This is a genomic window from Methylophilus sp. Q8, from assembly GCF_000800115.1.
Taxonomy (GTDB): Bacteria; Pseudomonadota; Gammaproteobacteria; order Burkholderiales; family Methylophilaceae; genus Methylophilus.
Genome location: NZ_JUHE01000001.1, coordinates 1,013,725 through 1,036,499, shown reverse-complemented (window position 1 = coordinate 1,036,499; position 22,775 = coordinate 1,013,725). Strand labels below are relative to the sequence as shown.

At 51.3% G+C, this 22,775-nt stretch carries 18 protein-coding genes and 1 tRNA gene; 6 read left to right on the top strand and 13 right to left on the bottom strand.

The window, feature by feature from the left end; all coding sequences use genetic code 11:
* Positions 1–13: 13 nt before the first annotated feature.
* Both GQ52_RS05045 and GQ52_RS05040 read left to right on the top strand, forming a co-directional pair.
* Positions 14–334, top strand: coding sequence for a c-type cytochrome (locus tag GQ52_RS05045; protein WP_047515644.1), 321 nt, complete (start codon positions 14–16; stop codon positions 332–334).
* Between the two features lie 184 nt (positions 335–518).
* The gene (locus tag GQ52_RS05040) at positions 519–1,763 is read left to right on the top strand and encodes an AmpG family muropeptide MFS transporter (protein ID WP_047515642.1); all 1,245 of its coding nucleotides are present in this window, start codon (positions 519–521) and stop codon (positions 1,761–1,763) included.
* Between the two features lie 623 nt (positions 1,764–2,386).
* Here GQ52_RS05040 and GQ52_RS05035 read toward each other — a convergent pair.
* Entirely contained in the window at positions 2,387–3,160 is a 774-nt protein-coding gene (locus tag GQ52_RS05035) for an exodeoxyribonuclease III (protein ID WP_019880716.1), read from the bottom strand.
* A gap of 26 nt (positions 3,161–3,186) precedes the next feature.
* Here GQ52_RS05035 and pyrE point away from each other — a divergent pair, with 26 nt between their 5' ends.
* On the top strand, positions 3,187–3,834 hold the full coding sequence (pyrE, locus tag GQ52_RS05030; RefSeq protein ID WP_200884044.1) for an orotate phosphoribosyltransferase: 648 nt from the start codon (positions 3,187–3,189) through the stop codon (positions 3,832–3,834).
* A 43-nt stretch (positions 3,835–3,877) separates the two neighbouring features.
* On the opposite strand, the gene GQ52_RS05025 is transcribed toward pyrE, so the two are convergent.
* The 12 genes from GQ52_RS05025 to GQ52_RS04970 all read right to left on the bottom strand — a co-directional run bounded on the left by GQ52_RS05025 (position 3,878) and on the right by GQ52_RS04970 (position 18,977).
* Positions 3,878–4,267, bottom strand: a complete 390-nt coding sequence (locus GQ52_RS05025; RefSeq protein ID WP_047515639.1) for a YidB family protein — start codon at positions 4,265–4,267, stop codon at positions 3,878–3,880.
* 150 nt (positions 4,268–4,417) lie between these two features.
* Positions 4,418–5,518, bottom strand: coding sequence for a pseudouridine synthase (locus tag GQ52_RS05020; RefSeq protein ID WP_047515637.1), 1,101 nt, complete (start codon positions 5,516–5,518; stop codon positions 4,418–4,420).
* Between the two features lie 45 nt (positions 5,519–5,563).
* Positions 5,564–6,817, bottom strand: a complete 1,254-nt coding sequence (locus GQ52_RS05015; protein WP_047515635.1) for a biosynthetic peptidoglycan transglycosylase — start codon at positions 6,815–6,817, stop codon at positions 5,564–5,566.
* A 12-nt stretch (positions 6,818–6,829) separates the two neighbouring features.
* A complete protein-coding gene (locus tag GQ52_RS05010) occupies positions 6,830–7,186 on the bottom strand; it encodes a ferredoxin (protein ID WP_255360771.1) in 357 nt (118 codons plus the stop codon).
* Positions 7,183–8,139, bottom strand: a complete 957-nt coding sequence (locus tag GQ52_RS05005) for an energy transducer TonB (protein ID WP_047518531.1) — start codon at positions 8,137–8,139, stop codon at positions 7,183–7,185. Before GQ52_RS05005 ends, GQ52_RS05010 begins: the two co-directional genes overlap by 4 nt.
* Before the next feature lie 15 nt (positions 8,140–8,154).
* Positions 8,155–9,525: a UDP-N-acetylmuramate:L-alanyl-gamma-D-glutamyl-meso-diaminopimelate ligase gene (gene mpl, locus GQ52_RS05000; protein ID WP_047518529.1), complete on the bottom strand. Its 1,371-nt coding sequence runs from the start codon at positions 9,523–9,525 to the stop codon at positions 8,155–8,157.
* 70 nt (positions 9,526–9,595) lie between these two features.
* The gene (thiE, locus tag GQ52_RS04995) at positions 9,596–10,222 is read right to left on the bottom strand and encodes a thiamine phosphate synthase (RefSeq protein ID WP_081979313.1); all 627 of its coding nucleotides are present in this window, start codon (positions 10,220–10,222) and stop codon (positions 9,596–9,598) included.
* Complete coding sequence (locus tag GQ52_RS04990; protein ID WP_024930177.1) at positions 10,206–11,063, bottom strand: hydroxymethylpyrimidine/phosphomethylpyrimidine kinase; 858 nt, start codon at positions 11,061–11,063, stop codon at positions 10,206–10,208. Before GQ52_RS04990 ends, thiE begins: the two co-directional genes overlap by 17 nt.
* 11 nt (positions 11,064–11,074) lie before the next feature.
* Positions 11,075–11,148 (bottom strand) — tRNA-Gly (locus GQ52_RS04985).
* Between the two features lie 105 nt (positions 11,149–11,253).
* Positions 11,254–14,610 (bottom strand): filamentous hemagglutinin N-terminal domain-containing protein, encoded by a 3,357-nt coding sequence (locus GQ52_RS04980; protein WP_047515631.1) that lies wholly within the window; start codon positions 14,608–14,610, stop codon positions 11,254–11,256.
* Positions 14,611–14,855: 245 nt separating this feature from the next.
* Entirely contained in the window at positions 14,856–16,565 is a 1,710-nt protein-coding gene (locus GQ52_RS04975) for a ShlB/FhaC/HecB family hemolysin secretion/activation protein (protein WP_047515629.1), read from the bottom strand.
* Between the two features lie 138 nt (positions 16,566–16,703).
* Positions 16,704–18,977, bottom strand: a complete 2,274-nt coding sequence (locus GQ52_RS04970; protein WP_047515627.1) for a primosomal protein N' — start codon at positions 18,975–18,977, stop codon at positions 16,704–16,706.
* Positions 18,978–19,036: 59 nt separating this feature from the next.
* Here GQ52_RS04970 and argS point away from each other — a divergent pair, with 59 nt between their 5' ends.
* The 3 genes from argS (at position 19,037) to GQ52_RS04955 (ending at position 22,048) form a co-directional block, all read left to right on the top strand.
* On the top strand, positions 19,037–20,695 hold the full coding sequence (argS, locus tag GQ52_RS04965) for an arginine--tRNA ligase (protein ID WP_047515625.1): 1,659 nt from the start codon (positions 19,037–19,039) through the stop codon (positions 20,693–20,695).
* 42 nt (positions 20,696–20,737) lie between these two features.
* Positions 20,738–21,328, top strand: a complete 591-nt coding sequence (locus tag GQ52_RS04960) for an SPOR domain-containing protein (protein WP_024930182.1) — start codon at positions 20,738–20,740, stop codon at positions 21,326–21,328.
* A 72-nt stretch (positions 21,329–21,400) separates the two neighbouring features.
* Positions 21,401–22,048, top strand: coding sequence for a thiol:disulfide interchange protein DsbA/DsbL (locus tag GQ52_RS04955; protein WP_047515623.1), 648 nt, complete (start codon positions 21,401–21,403; stop codon positions 22,046–22,048).
* Positions 22,049–22,775 lie beyond the last annotated feature (727 nt).

The following is a 22,775-nucleotide window of genomic DNA, read 5'->3' as shown; positions in this document are numbered from 1 at the left end:
GAGAGGATTTCTGATGAAATTATTCAATCAAACTTTACTGGCAACAGCCTTGCTCGCGGCCACTGCCTCCGCGATTGCGGGTAGCGGTGCCGAAGCATTGGCTCAGAAAAGCGGTTGTTTGCTGTGCCACGGTGTGGACAAAAAAGTCGTCGGCCCTGCTTACAAGGAAGTGGCCGCCAAATACAAAGGCGACAAAACGGCTGAAGCCAAACTGATACAAAAAGTGAAAACCGGTGGCGGTGGTGTATGGGGCGAGATGCCTATGCCACCTAACAGCCCACAAGTGAAGGACGACGATATCAAGACCATCGTCCAGTGGGTATTAAGTTTGTAGTTCCCCTGTGAAATAAAGCGTCAGTGGCAGCGCTGGAATCTGGCTGCCATGCTTGCAACGGCGCCTCCACTGACTCTGCATTTCCAACGTTTTACCATTGATCTCCGAGTGTGGCCAACCCGTAAGGGTTGGCTTTTTTTTGCCTTAAGATTGGCGGCCAGGTAAAAGCGTTTACAATGCGGGCATGACCATCGCACAAACCCTGTTTACGCGCCGCATGCTGATGTGTGTGGCATTAGGCTTCAGCTCCGGCCTGCCGCTTTACCTGCTACTGCAACTATTACCCGCCTGGCTGCGTAGCGAAGGTCTTAATCTCAAAACCATTGCCGCCTTTGCTTTTATGCAGTTGCCATACACCTGGAAATTTTTATGGGCACCACTGATGGACAGATACAGCTTGCTACAAGCGCTTGGTCGCCGTCGCAGCTGGATATTAGCCACCCAACTGGCCTTACTTGCCAGCATCATCAGCCTCGGCATGTTTCAACCACAACAAGACATTACTATGGTCGCTATCCTTGCGACATTGGTCGCCCTGTTTTCTGCGAGTCAGGACATCGTCATCGACGCTTACCGTCGCGAAATTTTAAGCGACCAGGAACTTGGCCTGGGCAACAGCATACACGTCAACGCCTACCGCATTGCCGGGCTGGTACCCGGCTCACTGGCACTCATTCTCGCCGATCACCTGCCATGGTCACAAGTGTTCCTGATTGTCGGCCTGTTCATGTTACCGGGCATCGGCTTTACTTTATGGTCACAAGAACCCGTCATTGTCAGCGTACCGAAAACACTTCTCGCTTCAGTTGTAGAACCGTTTAAAGAATTTATGCATCGCAGTGGCTGGCAACATGCGCTGTGGGTGCTGCTGTTTATTCTGCTATATAAACTCGGTGACAGCATGGCCACCGCGCTCGCCACCCCTTTCTATATTGATATGGGCTACAGCAAAACCGATATCGGCGCGATTGTGAAGGGCAGTGGCCTGGTGATGCAGATTGCTGGCGCCTTTGTTGGCGGCCTGTGGATGCTTAAACTCGGTATTAATCGCGGCCTGTGGGTCTTTGGCGTGGTCCAGGCTTTATCGATTCTCGGTTTCGCCTGGCTGGCGCACAGCGGGCCATTTATCGAAATCGGCGTGGCCGAGCGCAGCATGCTTGGCATTGTCATCGGGGTTGAAGCTTTTGGCGTTGGTTTAGGTACGGCGGCTTATGTCGCTTACATGGCACGTGAAACCAACCCGGCGTATACCGCGACCCAACTCGCCTTGTTTACCAGTCTGTCTGCCGTACCACGCTCTGTATTCAATGCACTCACAGGCGGCATGGTGGAGAGCCTGGGGTGGGAACAGTTTTTTTATGTGTGTACCTTGCTGGCGATCCCGGGGATGTTACTGTTGTTTAAGGTGGCTAGGTGGCGAGATCGGTAATAATTTGTTGCTAAAACCAAACGTTCTTTTTCGCCTCTAGGCGAGTCACTTTCTGATGCTTGCCCCTCAGAAAGTAACCAAAGAGGAGGGCACCCAGCCATCACGACCTACGGCTCCCTTGCGTTGCTCAACAAAATAAACGGTCACGAAACTCGCCCTAGCAGCTTGCACACTACGCAAGCTACTGCGGTGCTCAAACAGTCGCTCCCTTTTTCCTTATTTTGTCTCCGCTACTCAGCGTGATGGGATGGGATTTATCTCAGCAAACTCACATCGTAGCAATTTAAAAAGTTAGAAAACCAAACTCATTTCTTATAATCACCTACCGTTGCGCTCATTGGGTTTTCGGGGTCCCCATCTGCCGCGCCGAGCAACGCAGGATTGACGGGAGTCTTGGCCATCGGCTGTCCGAGTTCCGCAACAAGCCACGTTCTGTGTGGCTTGTCAGGGCGAGTTTCGATGGACGCCCGACAAACCGAGTAGCACAGGAATTAAGCGGAAGCTGGGGTGTCTTGTTCTTTGCCTTCTTTCTTATGGACAAGCATAAGAAAGAAGGTCGCCGTAAAGGCGAAATAGTTAGTTCATAAATTCACTTTGGCCCAGCAAAAAACAACCTTATTTAATCAATCCGCATAATCCACAGTCAACGGCGCATGATCACTAAACCGTTCCGCCTTATATACACTGGCCGCAATCACCTTTGCGCCTAATGCCGGGGTTGCCAGTTGATAATCAATACGCCAACCGACGTTTTTGGCATACGCCTGCCCGCGATTACTCCACCAGGTATAGCATTCATCCGTGGTGTCAGGATATAGACCACGATAGGTATCCACCCAACCCACACGCCCCAGCACATCAGTCATCCAGGCCCGCTCTTCTGGCAAAAAGCCTGAATTTTTACGGTTACCTTTAAAGTTCTTGAGGTCGATTTCCTGATGTGCGATATTCCAGTCACCGCAAATCACCACGTCACGACCAGAAGCGACCAACTGCTCAAGATGCGGTAAGAATACATCCATGACCTGAAATTTAAATTGCTGGCGTTCTTCGCCACTGGAGCCACTCGGCAGGTATAAAGACACCACACTCAAATTGCCATATTGGCATTCCAGGTAACGACCTTCAGCATCAATGTGCGCATGACCCAAACCAATGATGACTTTATCAGCAGGCTGTTTACTGTAGATGCCTACGCCGCTATAGCCTTTTTTCTCGGCATAGTGAAAATAGCCATGATAGCCGGGTGGTTGCAACATTTCAGGCTGCATATCGCCTGCTTGCGCTTTCAGCTCCTGCAAACAGACAATATCGCCGCCACTATTTGCCAGCCAGGGCAAAAAGCCTTTGTTACAGGCCGACCGTATGCCATTGAGGTTCAAGGTTATAATACGCATTGTCTAAATACTTTCTGCTTTTAAAAATGACTACAAACACATTAAGTGCCGATTTTATTGCTTTTTCCATCCAGAAACAGGTGTTGCGCTTTGGCGAATTTAAAACCAAAGCAGGGCGCTTAAGCCCCTATTTTTTTAACGCTGGCCTGTTTGATGATGGCGAAAGCATGCTCAAACTGGGTGAATTCTACGCCAACAGTATTCTACAGTCTGGCTTGCAATTCGACATGCTGTTTGGTCCGGCTTATAAGGGGATTCCACTGGTCACGGCCATCAGCATTGCTTTTGCGCGCATGGGCAAAAATTACCCTTATGCGTATAACCGCAAAGAAGCCAAAGACCATGGCGAGGGCGGCACGCTGGTAGGCGCCGCATTAAAAGGCCGCGTGCTGATTATTGATGATGTGATTTCTGCCGGGACGTCTATCCGCGAATCCGTCGAATTGATTCGCAATGCTGGCGCCACGCCTTGCGCCGTGAGCATTGCACTGGACCGTCAGGAAAAAGGTTTAGGTGAGTTATCAGCTGTGCAAGAAGTAGAGCAAACCAATCAGATGCCGGTGGTCAGCATTGCCAAACTGGCTGACCTGTTTGCGTATTTGCAAGGCAATGAGAAGCTGGCGCAGTATTTCCCGGCAATTGAGGCTTATCGCACACAGTATTGCGTTCGATAAGGATAAAATTCCAATAAATAAAGCGAGCAAATGCTCGCTTTATTTATTTCAACATGCCCATTAAGCGGGACATGATCAGTGCCGGGTTATTTTCCACCGCGCCATTCGGGGTCAATTGGTTCACAACATCCGGCAAATGCTCGGCAATTTTACCCGTCAGGTCATCCGTACTCATATTCAATTTACCGGCAATTCCGGCAAGCACCGAACCGCCTAAGGCCGCACCAATTTGCTGCGCATTGACATTCAGGTTTGCCCCTGTGCCGACCCAAGAATCAACCTGCTCAGACAAACCGCCATTTTTCAGTGCTTGCAAAATGCCAGGTAAACCACCGTACTGCTGAAATAATTCCATGGCCAGTTTTGCCAATGGACCTTTATCACCCATGACTTTGTTCATCATGGCGCCAGCGACGCTATCGAATAATCCCATTTTTTCTTCCTTCTAAATATGCGGTTGATCAATAAGAAAGCCTGTTTCGCCTAGATGGTAGAAACAGAAATACTAACATTTATTGTCAATTGTAAACCAAAGGTAGTGTACTTAGGCACTATTGCTTGCTCTAGTGCAATGTGGTCAGTATTAGAACCGTTCGTGCGCTGCCAGATATCGCCATTGCCCCGGCGGTAACTTACCCAAATTAATGCTGCCAATTCGAATGCGTTTCAAACCGACCACATGCAAACCCACCAGCTCACACATGCGACGAATCTGCCGCTTACGGCCTTCACGCAACACAAAGCGCAGTTGGTCCTCATTTTGCCAAGAAACTTTAGCGGGCCTTAGCTGAACACCATCCAGACTGAGACCGTGATTTAATAACGCCAGGCCATTATTGCTCAGCTGGCCTTCTACCCGCACCAGATATTCTTTTTCTACATTGGAGTCATCGCCAATCAGCTTGCGTGCAACGCGGCCATCCTGGGTAAGTACCAGCAAGCCGGTGGAGTCGATATCCAATCTACCTGCCGGGGCCAGACCACGCAAATGCCCGCGCTTGAAGTCGATGCCACTGCTATCTTCTGACCATTGATTGTCCGGATTAAACAGCACAACCGCAGGTTCATAACCATCCTCGGCTTGCCCGCTGACGTAACCAACAGGTTTGTGTAGCAAAATGGTCACCGTTTCGGCCTGATGCTCTTTGGCATAGGCACTAATCACGATCTCGGCATCCGGCGCAATCCGCGTACCTAAGGTTTCAATGATTTCACCATCAACCTTGACCCAGCCGTTGGCAATCCAGTCATCGGCTTCACGACGCGAGCACAGGCCACGGTCTGCCATCACTTTGGACAAGCGCGGTTGCAAGTCAGCATCTGCTACGGTTGGCGTTGGCGGCGCTCTGCGGGCGGTTGGTCTATCCCCTGTTTTCGCAACATATGGGCGATCTTTATCACGTGGCTTCTCGCTGCGGCCTGCACCAGCTCTGGCTGCGGGCGGGCGTCCACCGCCTGCATAGGCTGGTTTGCCAGCAGGTTTACGCTGGTCTTTATCTTTAAAGACTTTGTCTTTGCGCGGTGCTTGCTCTTTTGAGCCGGCATCTTGTTGCACCTCAGCATACACCTCTTTTTTGGCAGGTGGTTTAGTACGATCACGCAGCTCCGGTGACAATTGTCTGACCGGTTTCTGGCGTTTTTGATCTGCGGTGGCGGGGGATTTATTGAGTTTGAGCGTAGACAAAACAGTCTTCTCACTAATGAAAGATGAATAAGTTGCTATTGTAATTTATTTGGCTGCTGACGCACGAAAATTCAGGCTACCCGGCTGCTTGCGCGCACTCTCTGGCATATAACGTAAAATGCTTTCGGCCCGCGCCAACTCCGGTTTTTTTGCCATAAACTGCTGCTTCCAGGCACGATGCGGATTTTTGATGATTCCCGCTAGCCAGGCGGCTTGTATCGGATTCATCTGCGCAGGGGAAAGACCGAAGTAATAATTTGCCGCGGCATGTGCGCCACACAAGCTGGGACCCCAATCGACCGTATTCAGATACAGGTTGAGGATGTTTGTTTTATCCAGCGTGTTTTCCAGTTGCACCGCATAAAGCAACTCTTCTATTTTGCGCTTCCAGGTGCGTTCGCCATTGGTGAACATATACTTCACGACTTGCTGCGTAATGGTGCTGCCACCCACCGCCTTGTCAGTGCTTTCCTTGCCTAGCAGTTGCTGCATTTGTGTGAGCGCATAGCCAGGATGGTGCCTAAACTCGGCATCTTCGGCAATAATGGTTGCCATCGGTAACCAGCGGCCCATTTTGTCGTAGTTGAGCCAATGTACTTTTTCCGGGTGCTTTTGCTCATCCAGCAGCGGGCAATCATATTGTACAGACGAAGAGGTGACCTTGCTTAAGTCCAGTCCATTCACCTGTAACTGCGCCAGCTGCGGTTGCACACTCCAGCTTTGGCGGGGCCAGCGCAAAATGCCAGTGGCCGAAAGAGAGCCGGATACCGTGGCTTGCGAAATAGCCTCTGAATGATCGCGCAAAGGGCTCAGCAAACTGGCCAGAGGTGTGGCTGGCAAGGTCCAGTTCAGCTTTAATGAGCGCATGGTAGCCTTGCCTTCAAAATCAATTTTGAATGGCTGTTTGGCCGCGTCCACTAATAAATAGCCATTTAATTGCTGCCCATCGAGCTTTAACCACAACTCAACAGAGTCCAGCATCAATGGTTTATCACTGACCGATTTGGCTTCCAGCCAACAGTGCTGGCAATGCACACGCAAACCATCAGCATCATACAGCCGGACATCGCCATGATGCAGGCTGAAGCCTTTTTTATCCAGCAGCCAGCGCCCGGCTGGAGAAGTCGCCAGCATCAGCATGGGCAGTACGCGCACTTGTATGCCACTGCCTACTGGCAACTTTACCCGCCAGGCCGTTTTGTCATAAGGTTGCCAAACCCAGGCCGCCACGCCGAGGACGGCCAGCAAGCAGGCAATCAACAGGCTAATAATGAGGCGTAGGCACCATTTTTTCAGCATGATGGCGTCACCTTAAACCAGCAAACGCTCCACCACCTTGCCCTGCTGCAGATGGCTCTCAATAATGTCGTCAATGTCGCTTTCATCGACAAAGGTGTACCACACCGCGTCCGGGTAAATCACCATGACCGGCCCCTCGGCACAACGGTCCAGGCAACCGGCACGATTGATGCGGACTTTGCCCGCACCCGCCAGGCCTTGTTGTTTGACTTGCTTTTTCATGTAGTCAAACGCAGCCTCGGCGCCTCTGTTCATGCAGCAGTCTTCGCCGTTTTCGCGCTGGTTAAGACAAAAAAATACGTGATATTGAAAGTGGCTTGCGGTCATAACGATTGCCTTGTAAAACCTCGCACCGAATGCAACGCTTATTCGGTGGAGAGTTGGTCATCTCTGGTAAAGGTCCAGGTACGCGTAATGCTCAGTACATCGGTATCCTGGCGAATATCTTCCGGAAAGACCGGAAAGGGGGCCGCCAGCTGGACAATGCGGCGCGCAGATTCATCCAATAACCGGTGCCCGGAGCTCTGGTGGATACGAATACTTTCTATACTACCATCGGCTTTCACCGAAACGGTCATTTGCAGCTTGCCATAGAGCTTTTGTATCATCGCCGCTTGCGGGTAATTCAGGTTACCGACGCGTTCGATTCTTTGCCGCCATTGTTCTACATAATTGGCAAAACGATATGCACGCGTGCGCGCGCCAACAAACTGGCGCTTGGGCCGCGTTTCGTATTCTTCTTGCTGCTTGGCAATCAGCGCCTCGAGCTTGGCCATCTCTTGCATGGCTGCCGTTTGCGGCTGCGCTTGCACCGGCACATGTTGCGAAGGTGGCTGCTGCCTGGCCGCCGCATGTGGCTGCGACAACGGTGGTGTTTGCAGACTGGTGACGGACTGGCTGGCTTTTAATTGTGTGAGCAGGGCTTGCGCCTCTTGCTCTAATTGCGCCACACGCTGCTTTTCACGCACCAGTTCAGCTTCATGCGGGCTGCTCGCAGTTGTTGCCGACGGTAGCGTGGCCTGTGCGGCATGTGGCATAGAAGCCTGCATTTGTTGCACGCTGGGCAAGGCACTCTTCATCTGCCGCTTTTCATCGGTATTGCCGCCGCGATCAAGATTGGCTTGCGCCAGCGCATCTGCCTTCTCGGGTGCACTTTTTGTTTTGCTGTTAACCAGCATCACTTCCAATGAAGGAATCTGGTCTTTAAAAGCTTTGAGCTCAGGCTGGAAATGCAGTGTTAGCACCACTGCATGTGCCAGTAGCGAAAACCACAACGCCCACACCAGCGGTGAGCGTTTGCGGAAACTCTCTGGTAAGCCCATGCGGCGTCTGCCCAACTATCCCTGCAAGGCCTGCAACAATTTTTGGTGTACGCCACCAAAGCCGCCATTACTCATCACCAGCACCTGATCCCCTGCTTGCGCTGCGGTGGCCACCGCAGCCACTAACTGCCCCAGGTCATCATAGGTTTGCGCTTTATACTGGATGGGCGCTAAAGCCGCCGCCGCATCCCAACCCAGGTTATTGGTATAGCAGAACACGGCATCGGCATCACGCAGGCTACCGGGCAAAGCATCTTTCATCACTCCCAGTTTCATGGTATTGGAACGTGGCTCCAACACGGCCAAAATACGGGCTTTACCCACTTTGGCACGCAGACCAGCCACCGTGGTGGCAATTGCCGTCGGGTGATGGGCAAAATCGTCATAAACCGTCACGCCATTGGCCACGCCTTTGACTTCCATGCGGCGTTTCACATTTTTGAACTCACCTAATGCTTCAATCGCAATACATGGCGCAACCCCAACATGACGTGCGGCAGCAATCACGGCCAGTGCATTATTGCGATTATGCTCACCGAGCAACTCCCAGCTCACATTGCCCTGGCGCTCACCGTTAAAATACACATCAAATCGGCCTTGTGCATCGACGTTTTGTACCTGCCAGCCACTGGCACTGTCTATACGCTCCAGCCCGCTCCAGCAGCCACGCGCAATCACGCGATCCAGGCTTTCCTGCTGGTTGGCAACCACCAAGCCTTGTTGCGGCACAGTACGCACCAGATGGTGAAACTGTTTTTCAATCGCAGGCAGGTCTTCAAAAATATCGGCGTGATCAAACTCAAGGTTATTCAGCACCGCCGTGCGCGGGCGGTAATGCACGAACTTGGATCGCTTGTCGAAGAAAGCCGTATCGTATTCATCGGCCTCAATAACAAAAAACGGCGAAACGGATTTGGGATCTTGCCTCGGTGTTTGTGGCAAACGGGCAGACACTCCAAAGTTCTCTGGCACACCACCAATCAGGAAGCCAGGGGCCAGTCCTGCATACTCCAGCACCCAGGCCAGCATAGAAGAAGTAGTAGTCTTGCCATGCGTACCCGCGACCGCCAACACCCATTTACCTTGCAACACATTCTCGGCCAGCCATTGCGGGCCAGAAATATAAGGTAAGCCCTGGTTGAGGATTTCCTCCATCAGCGGATTGCCGCGGGTCACCACGTTACCAATCACATAGATATCGGGATTCAGGCTAGTTTGTGCAGGGTCAAAGCCCTCAATCAGCTCGATGCCTTGCGCTTCGAGTTGCGTGCTCATGGGGGGGTAAACATTGGCATCACACCCGGTGACACGGTGTCCGGCCGCTTTGGCCAGCACGGCGATGCCACCCATAAAAGTGCCACAAATACCAAGGATGTGAATGTGCATAGACTTTACCAAAACAATGAATGCATGCATTTTACCAAACAACGTCTGGTAAAGCGGTAGCGATTACCGCTCAATTTTTGGCAAATAGCGGCAGATATTGACGGCAGCGTGCAGCGATATCTGCAGCCTGGAAAATATCAGTAATCACCGCCAATGCATCGGCACCTGCTTCAACTAATGGGCGAGCGTTATCCAGCGTAATGCCACCGATACCAACGACCGGCACTGCCAATAACTGCTTAGCTTGTGTGAACAAGGCAGCGCTTGCCCGCGGTGCATTTGGCTTGGTAGAAGAGGGGTAACAGGCCCCGAATGCAACATAATCAGCCCCCGCTGCCTGCGCCTGTTCGGCCAACTCAAAGCGGTTATAGCAGGAAGCACCAATGACTTTCTGTGGTCCCAGCACCGCACGTGCGGCAGCGATCGCACTATCATGCTGGCCGACATGCACGCCATCAGCATCAAGTTCGGCAGCCAGTGTGACGTGGTCGTTAATCAGTAAAGGAATATGCGCATGGCGGCAAATCGCCAGCAAGGCTGTCGCTTGCTCTAAACGCAAAGCATCGCTAGCGGTTTTATGGCGGTATTGCACCAGTGAAACCCCACCTTGTAACGCCTGTGAGACCTGCTCGCACAGCAAGGCGGTGTCATCACAATCCGGTGTGACCAGATATAAACCGCTAATGCTGAAGTTCACTCGCTTTTTCCTGCACATCAGACTCGCGCGCCCAGAAGAAGCGGTCAGGGATAAATTGCCCCATCCCAGGACGGAAAGCATGGCGCAGCGTTTGCCAGGTAAATTCCTGCGCTTCATGCACAGCTTCTTCCATAGTCAATCCGTGCGCCAGACAAGCAGTAATTGCGCTGGTCAGTGTACACCCTGAGCCGTGATAACTGCCCGGCAAACGTTCCCAGTGATAATCTTTAATCAGCCCGGGTATCTCATTTTGCACGCCATACAAGCTGTTGACCACATCATTAGAGCGCTCATGCGTGCCAGTGATCATCACATACTCGCTGCCCATGCCCAACAAGCGCAATGCACACTCTTCGAGCGAGCTGTGTTTAACTTCGTCACTCTCATCATAATAAGCCAGGCGACGCGCCTCCAGGCTATTAGGGGTAATCAGGGTTGCCTGCGGGAAAAGTAATTCGCACATGGCTGCCTGCATTTCCTCATTGGAAAGCTCGTCCCCACGGCCTGAAGCGAGGATGGGATCGATGATTAGCGGTACATCCGGATAATCAGCGACGATTTCTGCAATCACCGCCACATTTTCAACGCTGCCTAACAAGCCTAATTTAAATGCACTCACAGAGACATCTTCGAGAATCGCACGTGCCTGGTCATTAATCCAGTCCGCATCGAGCGGCATCACACTTTCCACACCTACGGTATCCTGCACCGTCACACCGGTAATCACAGACAGCGGGTAACAGCCAATACTGGCGAGCGCCATGATATCCGCTTGCACACCGGCGCCACTGCTCGGATCGGTCGCTGCAAATGTTAAAACGGTGGGTGGAGTATTGGCCATGAAAATTCCTTTGGAGCGGCTGACGGGAATCGAACCCGCGTATCAAGCTTGGGAAGCTGGCGTTCTACCATTGAACTACAGCCGCGAACGAATGACCGCTATTTTACTTGGTGTATCGTCGAATACAAAACATTATTCAGCACAAAAACAAAAGCCGGACAGTTGTCCGGCTTTTGTTAAACGCATGTGATTAAATACAATTTGAGTTCACACCATCTGGCAATTTCACGCCAGAACTCAGGATAGGCGTACTACCCAGGCTATCTTCATTGGTTGGGCAAGCGACCGCATCCAGATCTTCCTCATCACCAGCAGCAGGGTTCAGAGAAACGATGAACATCGTATTCAATATCGGGTTGTTTGGAATCAAGCCACCCAAACCGGCATCATCACGTGGTGATGCAAACGCAGCGACTGGTGTGACGGGTACAGCTGTAATGCTGCCCGTCGCTGTAGAGTTATTGCTTACTGTGGTATAGCCATTGTAAATAACTTTACCCTCATTAGTCACCGCACTGGTAATCGTCGTCGCACCGGTCGTAATGGCCTTACCTGCACCAACCGCTGCGGTATCGAACGATGCGCTTGTTAACGCTGCTGGCGAGAAGGTCACAACATCATTATCCAGCACACCGCCAGTCGTCAGATTCAACCCACTCAGATCAGTCACGGTATTCGTGCCATCAAAGACTTTAGTGGATGTCCCGGACAAGGTCGCGGTCACTGTTGGCGTCACTTGATGTACAAAACCGTTACCAGTCCCTAACAATGCGCCACCAAATGCCGTGCCATATTGTTTGTAGTCATAAGTCGCCAGCAAGTTGCTACCTTTTACGTCACCGGTTGGGTCATTGCTGTAAATGGTCCAGCGTCCGGTTGCCCCAGTGGTGATACTTGAATTGGTGTTATTCTTGAAGTTACGGCCTGCAACCAGTTGTACAGCATCAGTGGCATTGCTACCGCTCAAAATATTGCCATTCATGTTTACATCTTGGCCAGCTTGCACAAGAATCTTAGCGCCATTACCAGCAATACCGGTACCAGTCTTAGCACCCGGCAGCACAGTGATCGCGCCAAAGTTGACGTCACCTGTTGTCGTTTTTAATGTCACAGCACCCGCTGCGCCGCCAGATTTGTTTGTACCATTACCATCAGCACCAGACGCGACGATAGATTGGGTCGTAATGCCTGTACCAGCGGTAATATTCACCGCACCTGCACTCTTACCATCTGTATTATTACGGCCTGTGCCAGCGCTGGTATCAATACTGCCAGCAGTCACACTACCGTTAGCGGCTGAGAGCGTCACTTTATTACCAATTGAGTTAAAGCCACCCTTGGTCGTCACATCGCCTACGGTCACATTGCCAGAAGTGCTCTTAACACTCACTTCACCAGAAGTAGTAGAAACGATTGAATTGCGACCTGCGTTACCCGCACCAGTTGTAATATTGCCAACTTTTGCATCACCGGTAGTTGTAATGTCGACCTTACCACCTGTGCCGCCTGTACCCAAAGGTGGTGTGGATGTCCCGGTTCCTGGTGTGCCGGAAGCAGAGCCTCTGGTATCAATATTACCTGTCATATTCAGGCTACCGGCCTTAATCACCACGCTACCGCCATTAAATCCATTGTTGGCGCTTGAAGCAGAACGTCCGTTCGCAGTAATGTTGGCAGAACCTAAATCCGCCAGGCCTGCCACAGTAATACTTACACTACCCGCATGACCAAAACCGGTGATATTACCACTGGCGCTAATGTTACCTGCTGTGTGAGTTAAAGTAGCCGCAGACAGAATTACGCCGCCTCGGCCAGTAATATTGGCACCAATCGCCAGATTACCAACACCATCGGTATCAGCATCTGCTTTCAGATTAATGCTGCCAGTACCTGTCGTAGTCAATGCGGCATTTACATTGATGTCATTACCAGCTTCCAACCGAATATTGCCAGCCAAGTTTGTCATTGTGACGGCTGCATTTACGTTAATGTCTTTGGTTGCTTGCAGGAACAACTCGTTAAAGCCTGTGATACCTGCGACATTAACATTAGTTGTGCCGCCGGCATTATCGGCAAATGCCACGTCTGGTGTGCCTGAAGCATTATCTGCTGGGGTAGAGCCGCCACTGATCAAATTGATTGTTTCAGGATCCAGCAAGACTGTACCGCCGATGCCATTAGCCGCAGCGACATTTACCGTACCAAGAAAGGCCAGGTTCTGCTTGCCTGACACTTCTACAAAACCACCGTTACCGCTGGCTGCACCGCCTTGCGCGGAAATGCTGCCGTAATAACGGGTCAAATCATTGGCCCAAACAACTACTTTACCACCGTTACCTTGCTGCAGTGCGTCAGCCTTGATAGTTGCGCCACTGGCCACATAAGTGGTTCTTGAGTTATAAACGGCGTCGTTTTTACCTTGATAATCACCACCAACCAACACCGTGCCGCCACCTGTATCACCAGAGGCATCTAGCAAAGCACCATTCATCAGTGCAACTTGTTCACCCGTCACTTCAATCGTGCCGCCTGTCGTACCTTGACCTTTAGCGAGCAATTGACCGGACACCTCGACTTTGGCGTTATCACCACCTTCAAGACGGATCACACCTTCACGCTCAACCAACTGGTTGGCTTCCACAATGCCGGAAATATTGATCGCGGCAGAACGCGCATTGGTCGCCATTTGTACAAAGCCACCATCAGCATAAATGTTACCGCTATTTTTAATAGTGGCTTCCAGGGCGTCACCTGACAATTTGACTTTTACCAGGCCATTACCGAAAAAGTCCAATGTCGCGGCTTGTGCAGAACCAAGCACGACGCTGCCGTTGCTGGCGACTAATGTACCGCTGTTATCAACCGTTTTGCCAAGCAGGACAATGTAGCCTTCATTTTTTGCTTTAATCACACCATGGTTTTCGATATCACCCCTGATGCTACCAACCGTAAAATTGTAATTACCTTTTAGGAAGTCATCATTGGAGATACTCAAGGTCGAAGCCACGATATTACCGACGTTCACTTCTGAACCCTGGCCAAACAAGACGCCGTTCTGGTTAATCAGGAACAGGCTGCCGTTAGAGTTCAACGTACCCATAATTTCAGAACGGCTATTACCAATCACACGATACAGCGCACGGCCAGCATCCGGCATAATCACATCCAGCTGATGCCCCTTCATCACGCCAAATTTGTAGAAGTCTACAATGTTGACATTCGCAGTATGGATATACTGCGTTTGAGTTGGAGTCACCTCTTTTACGGTTAAATCCCCTACAGGCACGCCAGCGATCACATTGGTATCGGCGGCATAAGAAGAGAGTGGCATGACCATGGCCGCAAAAGCGCTTGCAACCACATAACGCCATTTTCCAGACTGGGTGAATAAAACGTTAAGTGCAGCATTTGCCGCAGGCGCAGTTCCTGTTTGGCCGCTCACGCTGGATTTACCATGTGCACGTGCTGTTTCGGCCACTGCGACCCAAGCTTTCTGGAGTTTGCTCCAGACCAAACGATAAACATGGTTTAAGGATGCTGCTTTCATGACACTTCTCCTTTAGTAAGAAACGCCACTGATCCTGATAAGGGCCAGCGGGTTACTATCACTTCTCTCTTTTCCTGATATGGGTGTAATTTTGGTTCAGGAAATTATTTTTGTATGTAGCCCACTATGACTAATGCGAGCTAGGACTCATCCAACTCCAATTGGATGAGTCCGCACTCACGCAGGCTACTTATTTTTTATGCCCAGGCTTTTTGCCCGGGTCATTGTTTACTACAGATTTAAAACTAGAAATTTTTTCTTAACTGACCCCAGAGTTGATACTCTGTATTGCTGGCCGCACCGTCGAGGTCACGTTTTTGCTGGGTATAGGTAGTCGTTAAGATCCATTGTCCCGGAAACTGAATGTCAGTACCGATACCCACCATATTCGATCTAACGTAATTACTGCTTCCAATCGGGTCATGGTTGAGCTTGCCGCGACCTGCATCATAGAATGCAAATGGCGTCACAGACTGAATATAAGGTGTGACATCAGCAGCGCTAGATACAAAGGTTCTACGTACATCCGTACCAACCATCCAGCCTTGATCCGCCTGGCTTGGGATTTCAGAGAATTGACGCCAGCGGTTAATGGCACCAATGCCGAATCGTTCCGCAATATCCAGATTATTACCGGCACCCTGATAATCAGCACGCACGATCCAGTTCACACCATTCTCAAACACCTGCGTGCGACTAGAGGTCCAGTTCCATTTGATAAAGCTACCTTGCGTATCCAGCTGGTTTTTGTCATTGGCTTTTGCCGCACCGTCTTTGTATGAAACGTTACCGCCTGTGACCACAAAGCTCCATTGATAGGCCACGCTGCCGATATCATTAATCCAGTCACCAACCAGGCCTAATTCCAGGCTGCTGATATCGCGACGGTTGTTAATCGAAAATGCGTCGACATCATCATCTAAAATTTTGTAGTTGCCGCCGACCTTGAATGCAACCCCTTTTTTGGTTTCACGCAGCAATGGATGCTCAAGCGAACCGTAAAAATAATGGGCATCACCAGACGCATCAAACTGTTTAAAGTCACCGCCAAGTTTGTAATCTACATAGCTGTAGGCCAGATTCATAATCGTGCCCGCGCTGCCTATCGGTGTGAAGTACAAACCGCTGATAGAACGCTGTCCTTCATCTCTGGAAGTTTTACCCACCACGGCCAGTTGGTCACCACGGCCACGGAGGTTATTCACGGCAACACCAAAGCCTAAGGTTTCATGGTTTGTGTAGCGGTTGCCATAGGTATTCGCACTGACAAAACCAGTGACACGGGGAGTGCGTGGTTCCACCGCCACGGCCACATCCGAACTACCTACAGCCTCGCCAGGGTTTAACTGTGAAGTCACCTGAATGCCCGGCAAACCGTTCATTACCATAATGTTACGCACAAGGTTGCGCTCATTGAGCACATCACCCTTATTCAGGCCGTATTCTGATAGCGACTGGAAGTAATCTTGGTCCAGGCCTTGCCCAGCTTCTGCTTTCACTTCGCCCAGGGTCCCTTCCAGGATTGAAAGCTCTACCACGGCTTCAGCTTCTGTGGTTTTCTGCAAATCCTGTGTCGGTAAATAGACCTGCGTCAGCATGTAGCCGCGCTGGCGGTAGTAGTTACGAACTGTACCCACCGCTTCATTCAGTTCACGCATGCCAATTTCATGGCCGGTCAGGTGCGCAAGTTGCGCCGCCAGCACCTCATCTGAAAACTGTTTGTTACCGGAAAATTTAAACTCTTTTACAACAATCTTGAGGCTGGATTTTTTTTGTTTTTTTTCTGGTGCCGGTGTTTCTGCAGGTACCTGCAGAATCGGTCTTGGGTCGGGCAATGCCGGTCTAGGTAAGTTTTGCTGAATGTCCGGCAAAGATACGCCCCCAGCCAGTACTTGCGATGTATAACCCAATGCCAGTAACTGCAACAGGCCTATACGCTTTAATTGTTTTTTCAAGATGACTCCCCACAAGCTTTATAAAATCTATAATCTTTTCAATAGTATAACAACACCAAAATTTACTTTAAAAAACAGTCAAATGCTAACGTTCTTTTACAAATAAAAGTCTATTTAGTAGCATATTTGTAACTTTTGCTAATACTCCAAAGCATCCACATCCAGCACCCAGCGGATTTTGGCTTGCAGCGGATGTGTTCTGACCCAGTCCACCGCCACTTGCAATAGCTGCTGCAAGGCGCCGCGATGTGCAGACTGCAACATCACATACCCGCGCTCCATGCGGTTAAGTCTGGCAATGCCGGGACGCACCGGGTCATAGACCAAAGGCTGGTCAGGCAGGGTTGCCGCTTGCTCAGTGACATAGTCCCTGGCCGCCTGGCTAAAGTCAGTCAAAAACTGATTGACCAGACTGTAATCGGCCGCTTCTGCCTTCATCACCGCGATATAGGTCGCAGGCGGAAACTGCATGGCCATGCGCTCCTGCAATAAATCGTCAGCAAAAGCAGCATAATTCTGCTCGCGCAACGCAGCAAACAAGGCATGCTGCGGAAAAGCAGTTTGTATCAGCACCTCACCCGGCTTGTCACCACGCCCAGCCCGGCCCGCCACCTGCATGAGCTGGGCAAACAGGCGCTCGCTAGCACGATAATCCGGGCTATATAACGCACTGTCTATATCCAGCACACCCACCAGCGTCAAATTGGCAAAATCATGGCCTTTGGCCAACATTTGCGTCCCGATTAAAATATCAATTTGACCCGCATGTACCGCGGACAACAGCTCCGTTAAAGCATCCTTGGCCTGTATGGTGTCGCGGTCCACCCTGGCGACGCGCGCTTGCGGAAATAGCTGTTGCATGCTTTCTTCAACCCGCTGCGTGGCCTGGCCAACCGGCCGCAAATCAGGATTACCGCAACTTGGGCATTGCACCGGAATCGGCTGCTCATCACCGCAGTGATGGCAACGCAAGACGCGCTGGCGCAAATGCAATACCGCCTTTGCAGAGCAGCGACGGCAATCCGCCAGCCATTGGCAGGCGGAACAATGCAATACCGGTGCATAACCGCGGCGATTAATAAACAGCAGACTTTGCTCTCCGCGCTGCAATCGCAGCTCAATGGCCTGTTTTAATTGCGGCGTCAGCCCGGCTTCTGGCGGGCTGTGCGTGGTATCAATACAAAAAATACGTGGCAATTTTGCCTGGGCCGCCGCCCGTTTGGTCAGCGTCAGCAAGCGATAGCTGGCTTTTCTGGCATTGGGCACCCCTTGCCCCTGGTCACCCATCGCGTTGTACCAGCTTTCCAGCGAAGGTGTCGCGCTACCTAACACCACCGGGATCCGGCATTGCTTGGCACGCACCAGTGCGACATCCCGCGCATGGTAGCGCATGCCATCCTGCTGCTTGTAAGAGGTATCGTGCTCTTCATCCAGAATCATCAACTTCAGATGCGGCATGGGCGTGAATACACTCAAACGCGTGCCGATGACAATACGCGCAGCACCGGATTGTGCCGCCTGCCAGTTTTGCAAGCGCTCACTCTCGCTCAAATGGCTATGTAGAGTCACCAGTGAGAATTGACTTAAGCGACTACGAAAACGGCTCTCCAGTTGTGGCGTGAGGTTAATTTCAGGCACCATGATTAGTGCTTGCGCCCGTGGCTCCGCGAGCACGGTTTGCAGCAAACGGATATACACCTCGGTTTTACCCGAGCCGGTGACGCCGAATAACAACCAGGGTTGAAAACGATCTACATCGCCCAAAATCGCCTTGACTGCCTGCGCCTGCTCATCATTCAGCGTCGGTTCCAGATCTGATGCAGGCAGGGAAGGGCGCGTGGCAATCACTTCACGCCTGGAGACATAGCCATCATCCAGCAATGGCTGTATGGCTTTACGCCAGGTGGCAGACACCTCACTCAACATCGCTTCACTGCATTCACCATGCTGGCGCAGGGACGCCACCAGTCTGGCCAGCACTTGTTGCCGTTTACCAATAAAGTCTTCTGGAGTGGTTTTCGCCAACTGGTACAGCCACATTTTCCGCGTCACTGCCGGTTTAATCTGACGCAAACGCAGTGGTAAGCTGGCCAGCACCGTCTGCCCAAAAGGATAATGGTAATAATCGGCGCAGAACCGCAGCAACTTCAAGGTCGCGGCGTCAAATGGCAAGTCATCAAACACTTGCAGCACGGCTTTGAGTTTGTGCGCCGGCACATCAGTTTCGCTCAGCAGCGCCATGACAATGCCCACCAATTGCCGCCCGGCAAAAGGCACCACGACACGATTGCCTACACAGATCGGCAAGCCGGGGTTTAAATAATCAAACTGGCGATCCAGTGGCACGTCCAGCACCACGCGCACAATACTGGCAGGGGTTGCGGCCTGAAGGTCGGTGACAGTTGAACACATGGGTGAAAATGCTTAATTAGGTTAAAATGGCGGTTTGATTATTCAGCACCATTTTAACCTTGAAACAAACGATCACAGCACTCATTCTGCAAGCAGTGAAACCGCTGGTAGAAGATACCTCCAGCCTCACTATCATTCTTGAGCGGCCAAAGTCTGCCGACCATGGTGATTTTGCGACTAATATCGCCATGCAACTGGCCAAGCCTTTAAAGCAAAATCCGCGCGCGATTGCACAGCAGATTATTGATGCCTTGCCCGCCAATAATGTCATTAGCAAAGTAGATATCGCCGGTGCAGGCTTTATCAACTTCTTTGTATCGGCTGACAGCAAACAGGCAATTGTGCACGAAGTACTGCAAGCAGGCGCTGCGTTTGGTCGCAACCAGGCTGGCCAGGCGGCAAAAGTGCAAGTGGAATTTGTCTCGGCCAACCCGACAGGGCCTTTGCACGTCGGCCACGGCCGTGGTGCAGCGGTGGGCGACTGTTTGTGCCGCCTGCTGGATGCCAATGGCTGGGAAGTGACCCGTGAGTTCTACTATAACGATGCCGGTGCCCAGATCGACAACCTGACCAAGTCAGTATTGGCACGTGTGCAAGGCATCAACCCTGACGATGCCGGCTTCCCGGAAGACGGCTACCGCGGCGACTACATCGTCGATATTGCGCAAGCCTACCTGGCCAAAGCCACCATTACCGCTGACGATATGCAAGTAACCGCCAGCGGTGATGTGGCAGATACCGAGTCCATCCGCAAGTTTGCCGTGGCTTATTTGCGTCATGAGCAAGATTTGGACTTGCAAGCCTTCCAGATCAAGTTTGATGTGTTTTCACTCGAAAGCGCCTTATATAGCGAAGGCAAAGTAGAAAACACTGTGCAATCACTGATCGCCAGCGGCCACACCTACGAGCTGGATGACGCCTTGTGGCTGCGCACCACCGAATTTGGCGATGATAAAGACCGCGTCATGCGCAAAAAAGAAGGTGGTTTTACCTATTTTGTGCCGGATGTTGCTTATCACCGCGAAAAATGGAACCGTGGCTTCAAACGCGTGATCAACGAGCAGGGCGCAGATCACCACAGCACCATCACCCGTGTGCGCGCAGGCTTGCAGGCGTTGGATGTCGGTATCCCGCAAGGCTGGCCGGAATACGTACTGCACCAGATGGTGACCGTCATGCGCGGTGGCGAAGAGGTCAAATTGTCAAAGCGCGCCGGTAGCTACGTCACCTTGCGTGACCTGATTGAAGAAGTCGGCTGCGACGCCACGCGTTATTTCCTGGCAGCCCGTAGCCCGGACTCGCAACTGGTATTCGATATCGACCTGGCGCGCGCGCAAACCAACGACAACCCAGTCTATTACATTCAGTATGCACATGCCCGCATCTGCAGCGTGCTCACCCAGTGGAACGGCGACGTGGCCAAATTAACGGCGGCTGAACTGTCACCGCTGCAAAGCGCTACAGAAACAGCGCTGATGCAAGCGTTGGGCCAATACCCTGAAGTGGTGAGCAGTGCCTGCCAGGCATTGGCACCACATATGGTGGCCAACTACCTCAAGGAGCTAGCCAGTGCCTTGCATAGTTATTACAATGACACCAAATTTTTGGTGGATGACGAACAAGTCAAACTGGCACGTTTGGCGCTGATCACCGCCACCCGCACGGTGTTGCGTAATGGCTTGGCATTATTGGGCGTTGGCGCGCCGGAAAAAATGTAAGCATCCCTTTAATGACTGCTGAATTGATTGGTTAATCTTACAATGAGTCGCGACTACAAACCCTCACAAGCCAAAGCAAAAAGCAAAAGCAGCGGCAGCACTTTCTTTAACGGCCTGCTGGTCGGCCTGTTTTTAGGTGTCGCGCTGACCGTGGCACTGATTATCTACATCAAAGGTGATCACAGCCCATTTTCCAGCGCGTTCAAAAAAGACGAGGGCCAGCAAGAAATCCCGATCAAGAGCACCGTCACCGAAGAAGAAGTCAAACCCGGTAGCGCTTCTATTGAGGACCCTAACAAGTTTGATTTCTACACCATTTTGCCCGACACCGAGAGCAAGATCAGTGAACAGCAGGTGAAAAAGAACCCGACCATCAAGCAAGAAAGCTATTTTGTGCAAGTCGGCGCCTTTGCCAAAGAAGATGATGCCAACAACCTCAAAACCCGCCTGGCACTGGTCGGGTTTGAAGCATTTGTGCAAACGGCAGAAATCCCCAATAAAGGCACCATGCACCGCGTGCGTATTGGCCCGCTCAATGACTTGGCCAAAATCAACAAAATTAGCCACGATCTGGAAACCAATGGCTTCCAGGCCAATCTGATCAAGGTCAATATCGAATCTTCAACCCATTAATGCCGCTGTCATCGTACGCACAGCTGCCACGTTAATGCATGATGTTCCACAAAACTTTAGGAAACTGACTTTATGAAAAATATGTTGTTGAGTTTGATGCTTTGGGCTGGCTTTACCGCGACCTCAGCACTGGCAGACCCGCAAATGGGTGAACAGTTTGATCAGGTTGCGCAGCAAATCACAACCGACCAACCGGCCAAAATCGAAGTCATGGAATTGTTCTGGTACGGCTGCCCGCACTGTTACCACATGGAACAGCCACTGCAAGCCTGGGTGAAAAAACTGCCAGCCGATGTTTATTTCAAACGCATACCAGCGCTGCCCAATGCCAACTGGGCACCATTGGCTAAAACGTACTTTGCCATGCAAGAACTCGGCGTACTTGAAAAACTGCATAGCCAGTTATTTGATGCCATCCACAAAAGCAAAGCCCTGAGTCCACAGGCTGACGAAGCGTCTTTGATCGATTGGGTTACCAAGCAAGGTGGTCTCGATAAAATCAAAGTTGAAAAGGCATTCAAGTCATTCGCGATTAACATGCAAATGAATAAAGCCATGCAAACTTTCCGCGCTTCAGGCGCAACTGGGGTTCCTGCCCTGATTATCGACGGTAAATTCATCACCGGTAGCTCCATGGCCGGTGGCAATGAAGCAGCCCTACAAACCGCTGACTTTATTATTCAGAACGTGCGCAAAGACAGAGCTGCAGGTAAAAAATAAATCTCCGCTTGAATTAAAAAACGCCTGATGCCCCACATCAGGCGTTTTTGTTTTGATACTGCGAAAGACTAAAAAAGCTATTTCATTGACCGTCGATGAACACAGATCAGTTCATTAAACAACCACACACATTGCTAGCATTTTTTATTGAGTACTAGCTTTTTCTTTCGCCTCTCGGCGAGTCACTTTCTGATGCTTGCCCCTCAGAAAGTAACCAAAGAGGAGGGCACCCAGCCATCACGGCCTTGCGGCTCCCTTGCGTTGCTCAACAAAGTGGGCGTCCATCGAAACTCGCCCTGGCGGCTTGCACAAAACGCAAGCCACTGCGGAACTCGAACAGCCGATGGCCGACTTCTCCCACTTCGCCTCCGCTACTCAGCGTGATGGGATGGGATTTATCTCGCCAAACTAGCAACGCAGAAATCTGAACGACTCAAAAAAACAGACTGGTTTGTTAAGAGCACTAATGGTGGCACTCACTAGGTGTTCGGGGTCCCCATCTGCCGCGCCGAGCAACGCAGGGTTGGCGGGAGTCTTCGGCCATCGGCTGTCCGAGCTCCGCAACAAGCCACGTCTTATGTGGCTTGTCAGGGCGAGTTTCGATGGACGCCCGGCAAGCCGAGTAGCACAGGATAAAAGCGGAAGTTGGGGTGTCTTGTTCTTTGCCTTCTTTCTTATGGACAAGCATAAGAAAGAAGGTCGCCGGAAAGGCGAAATAGATCAATCA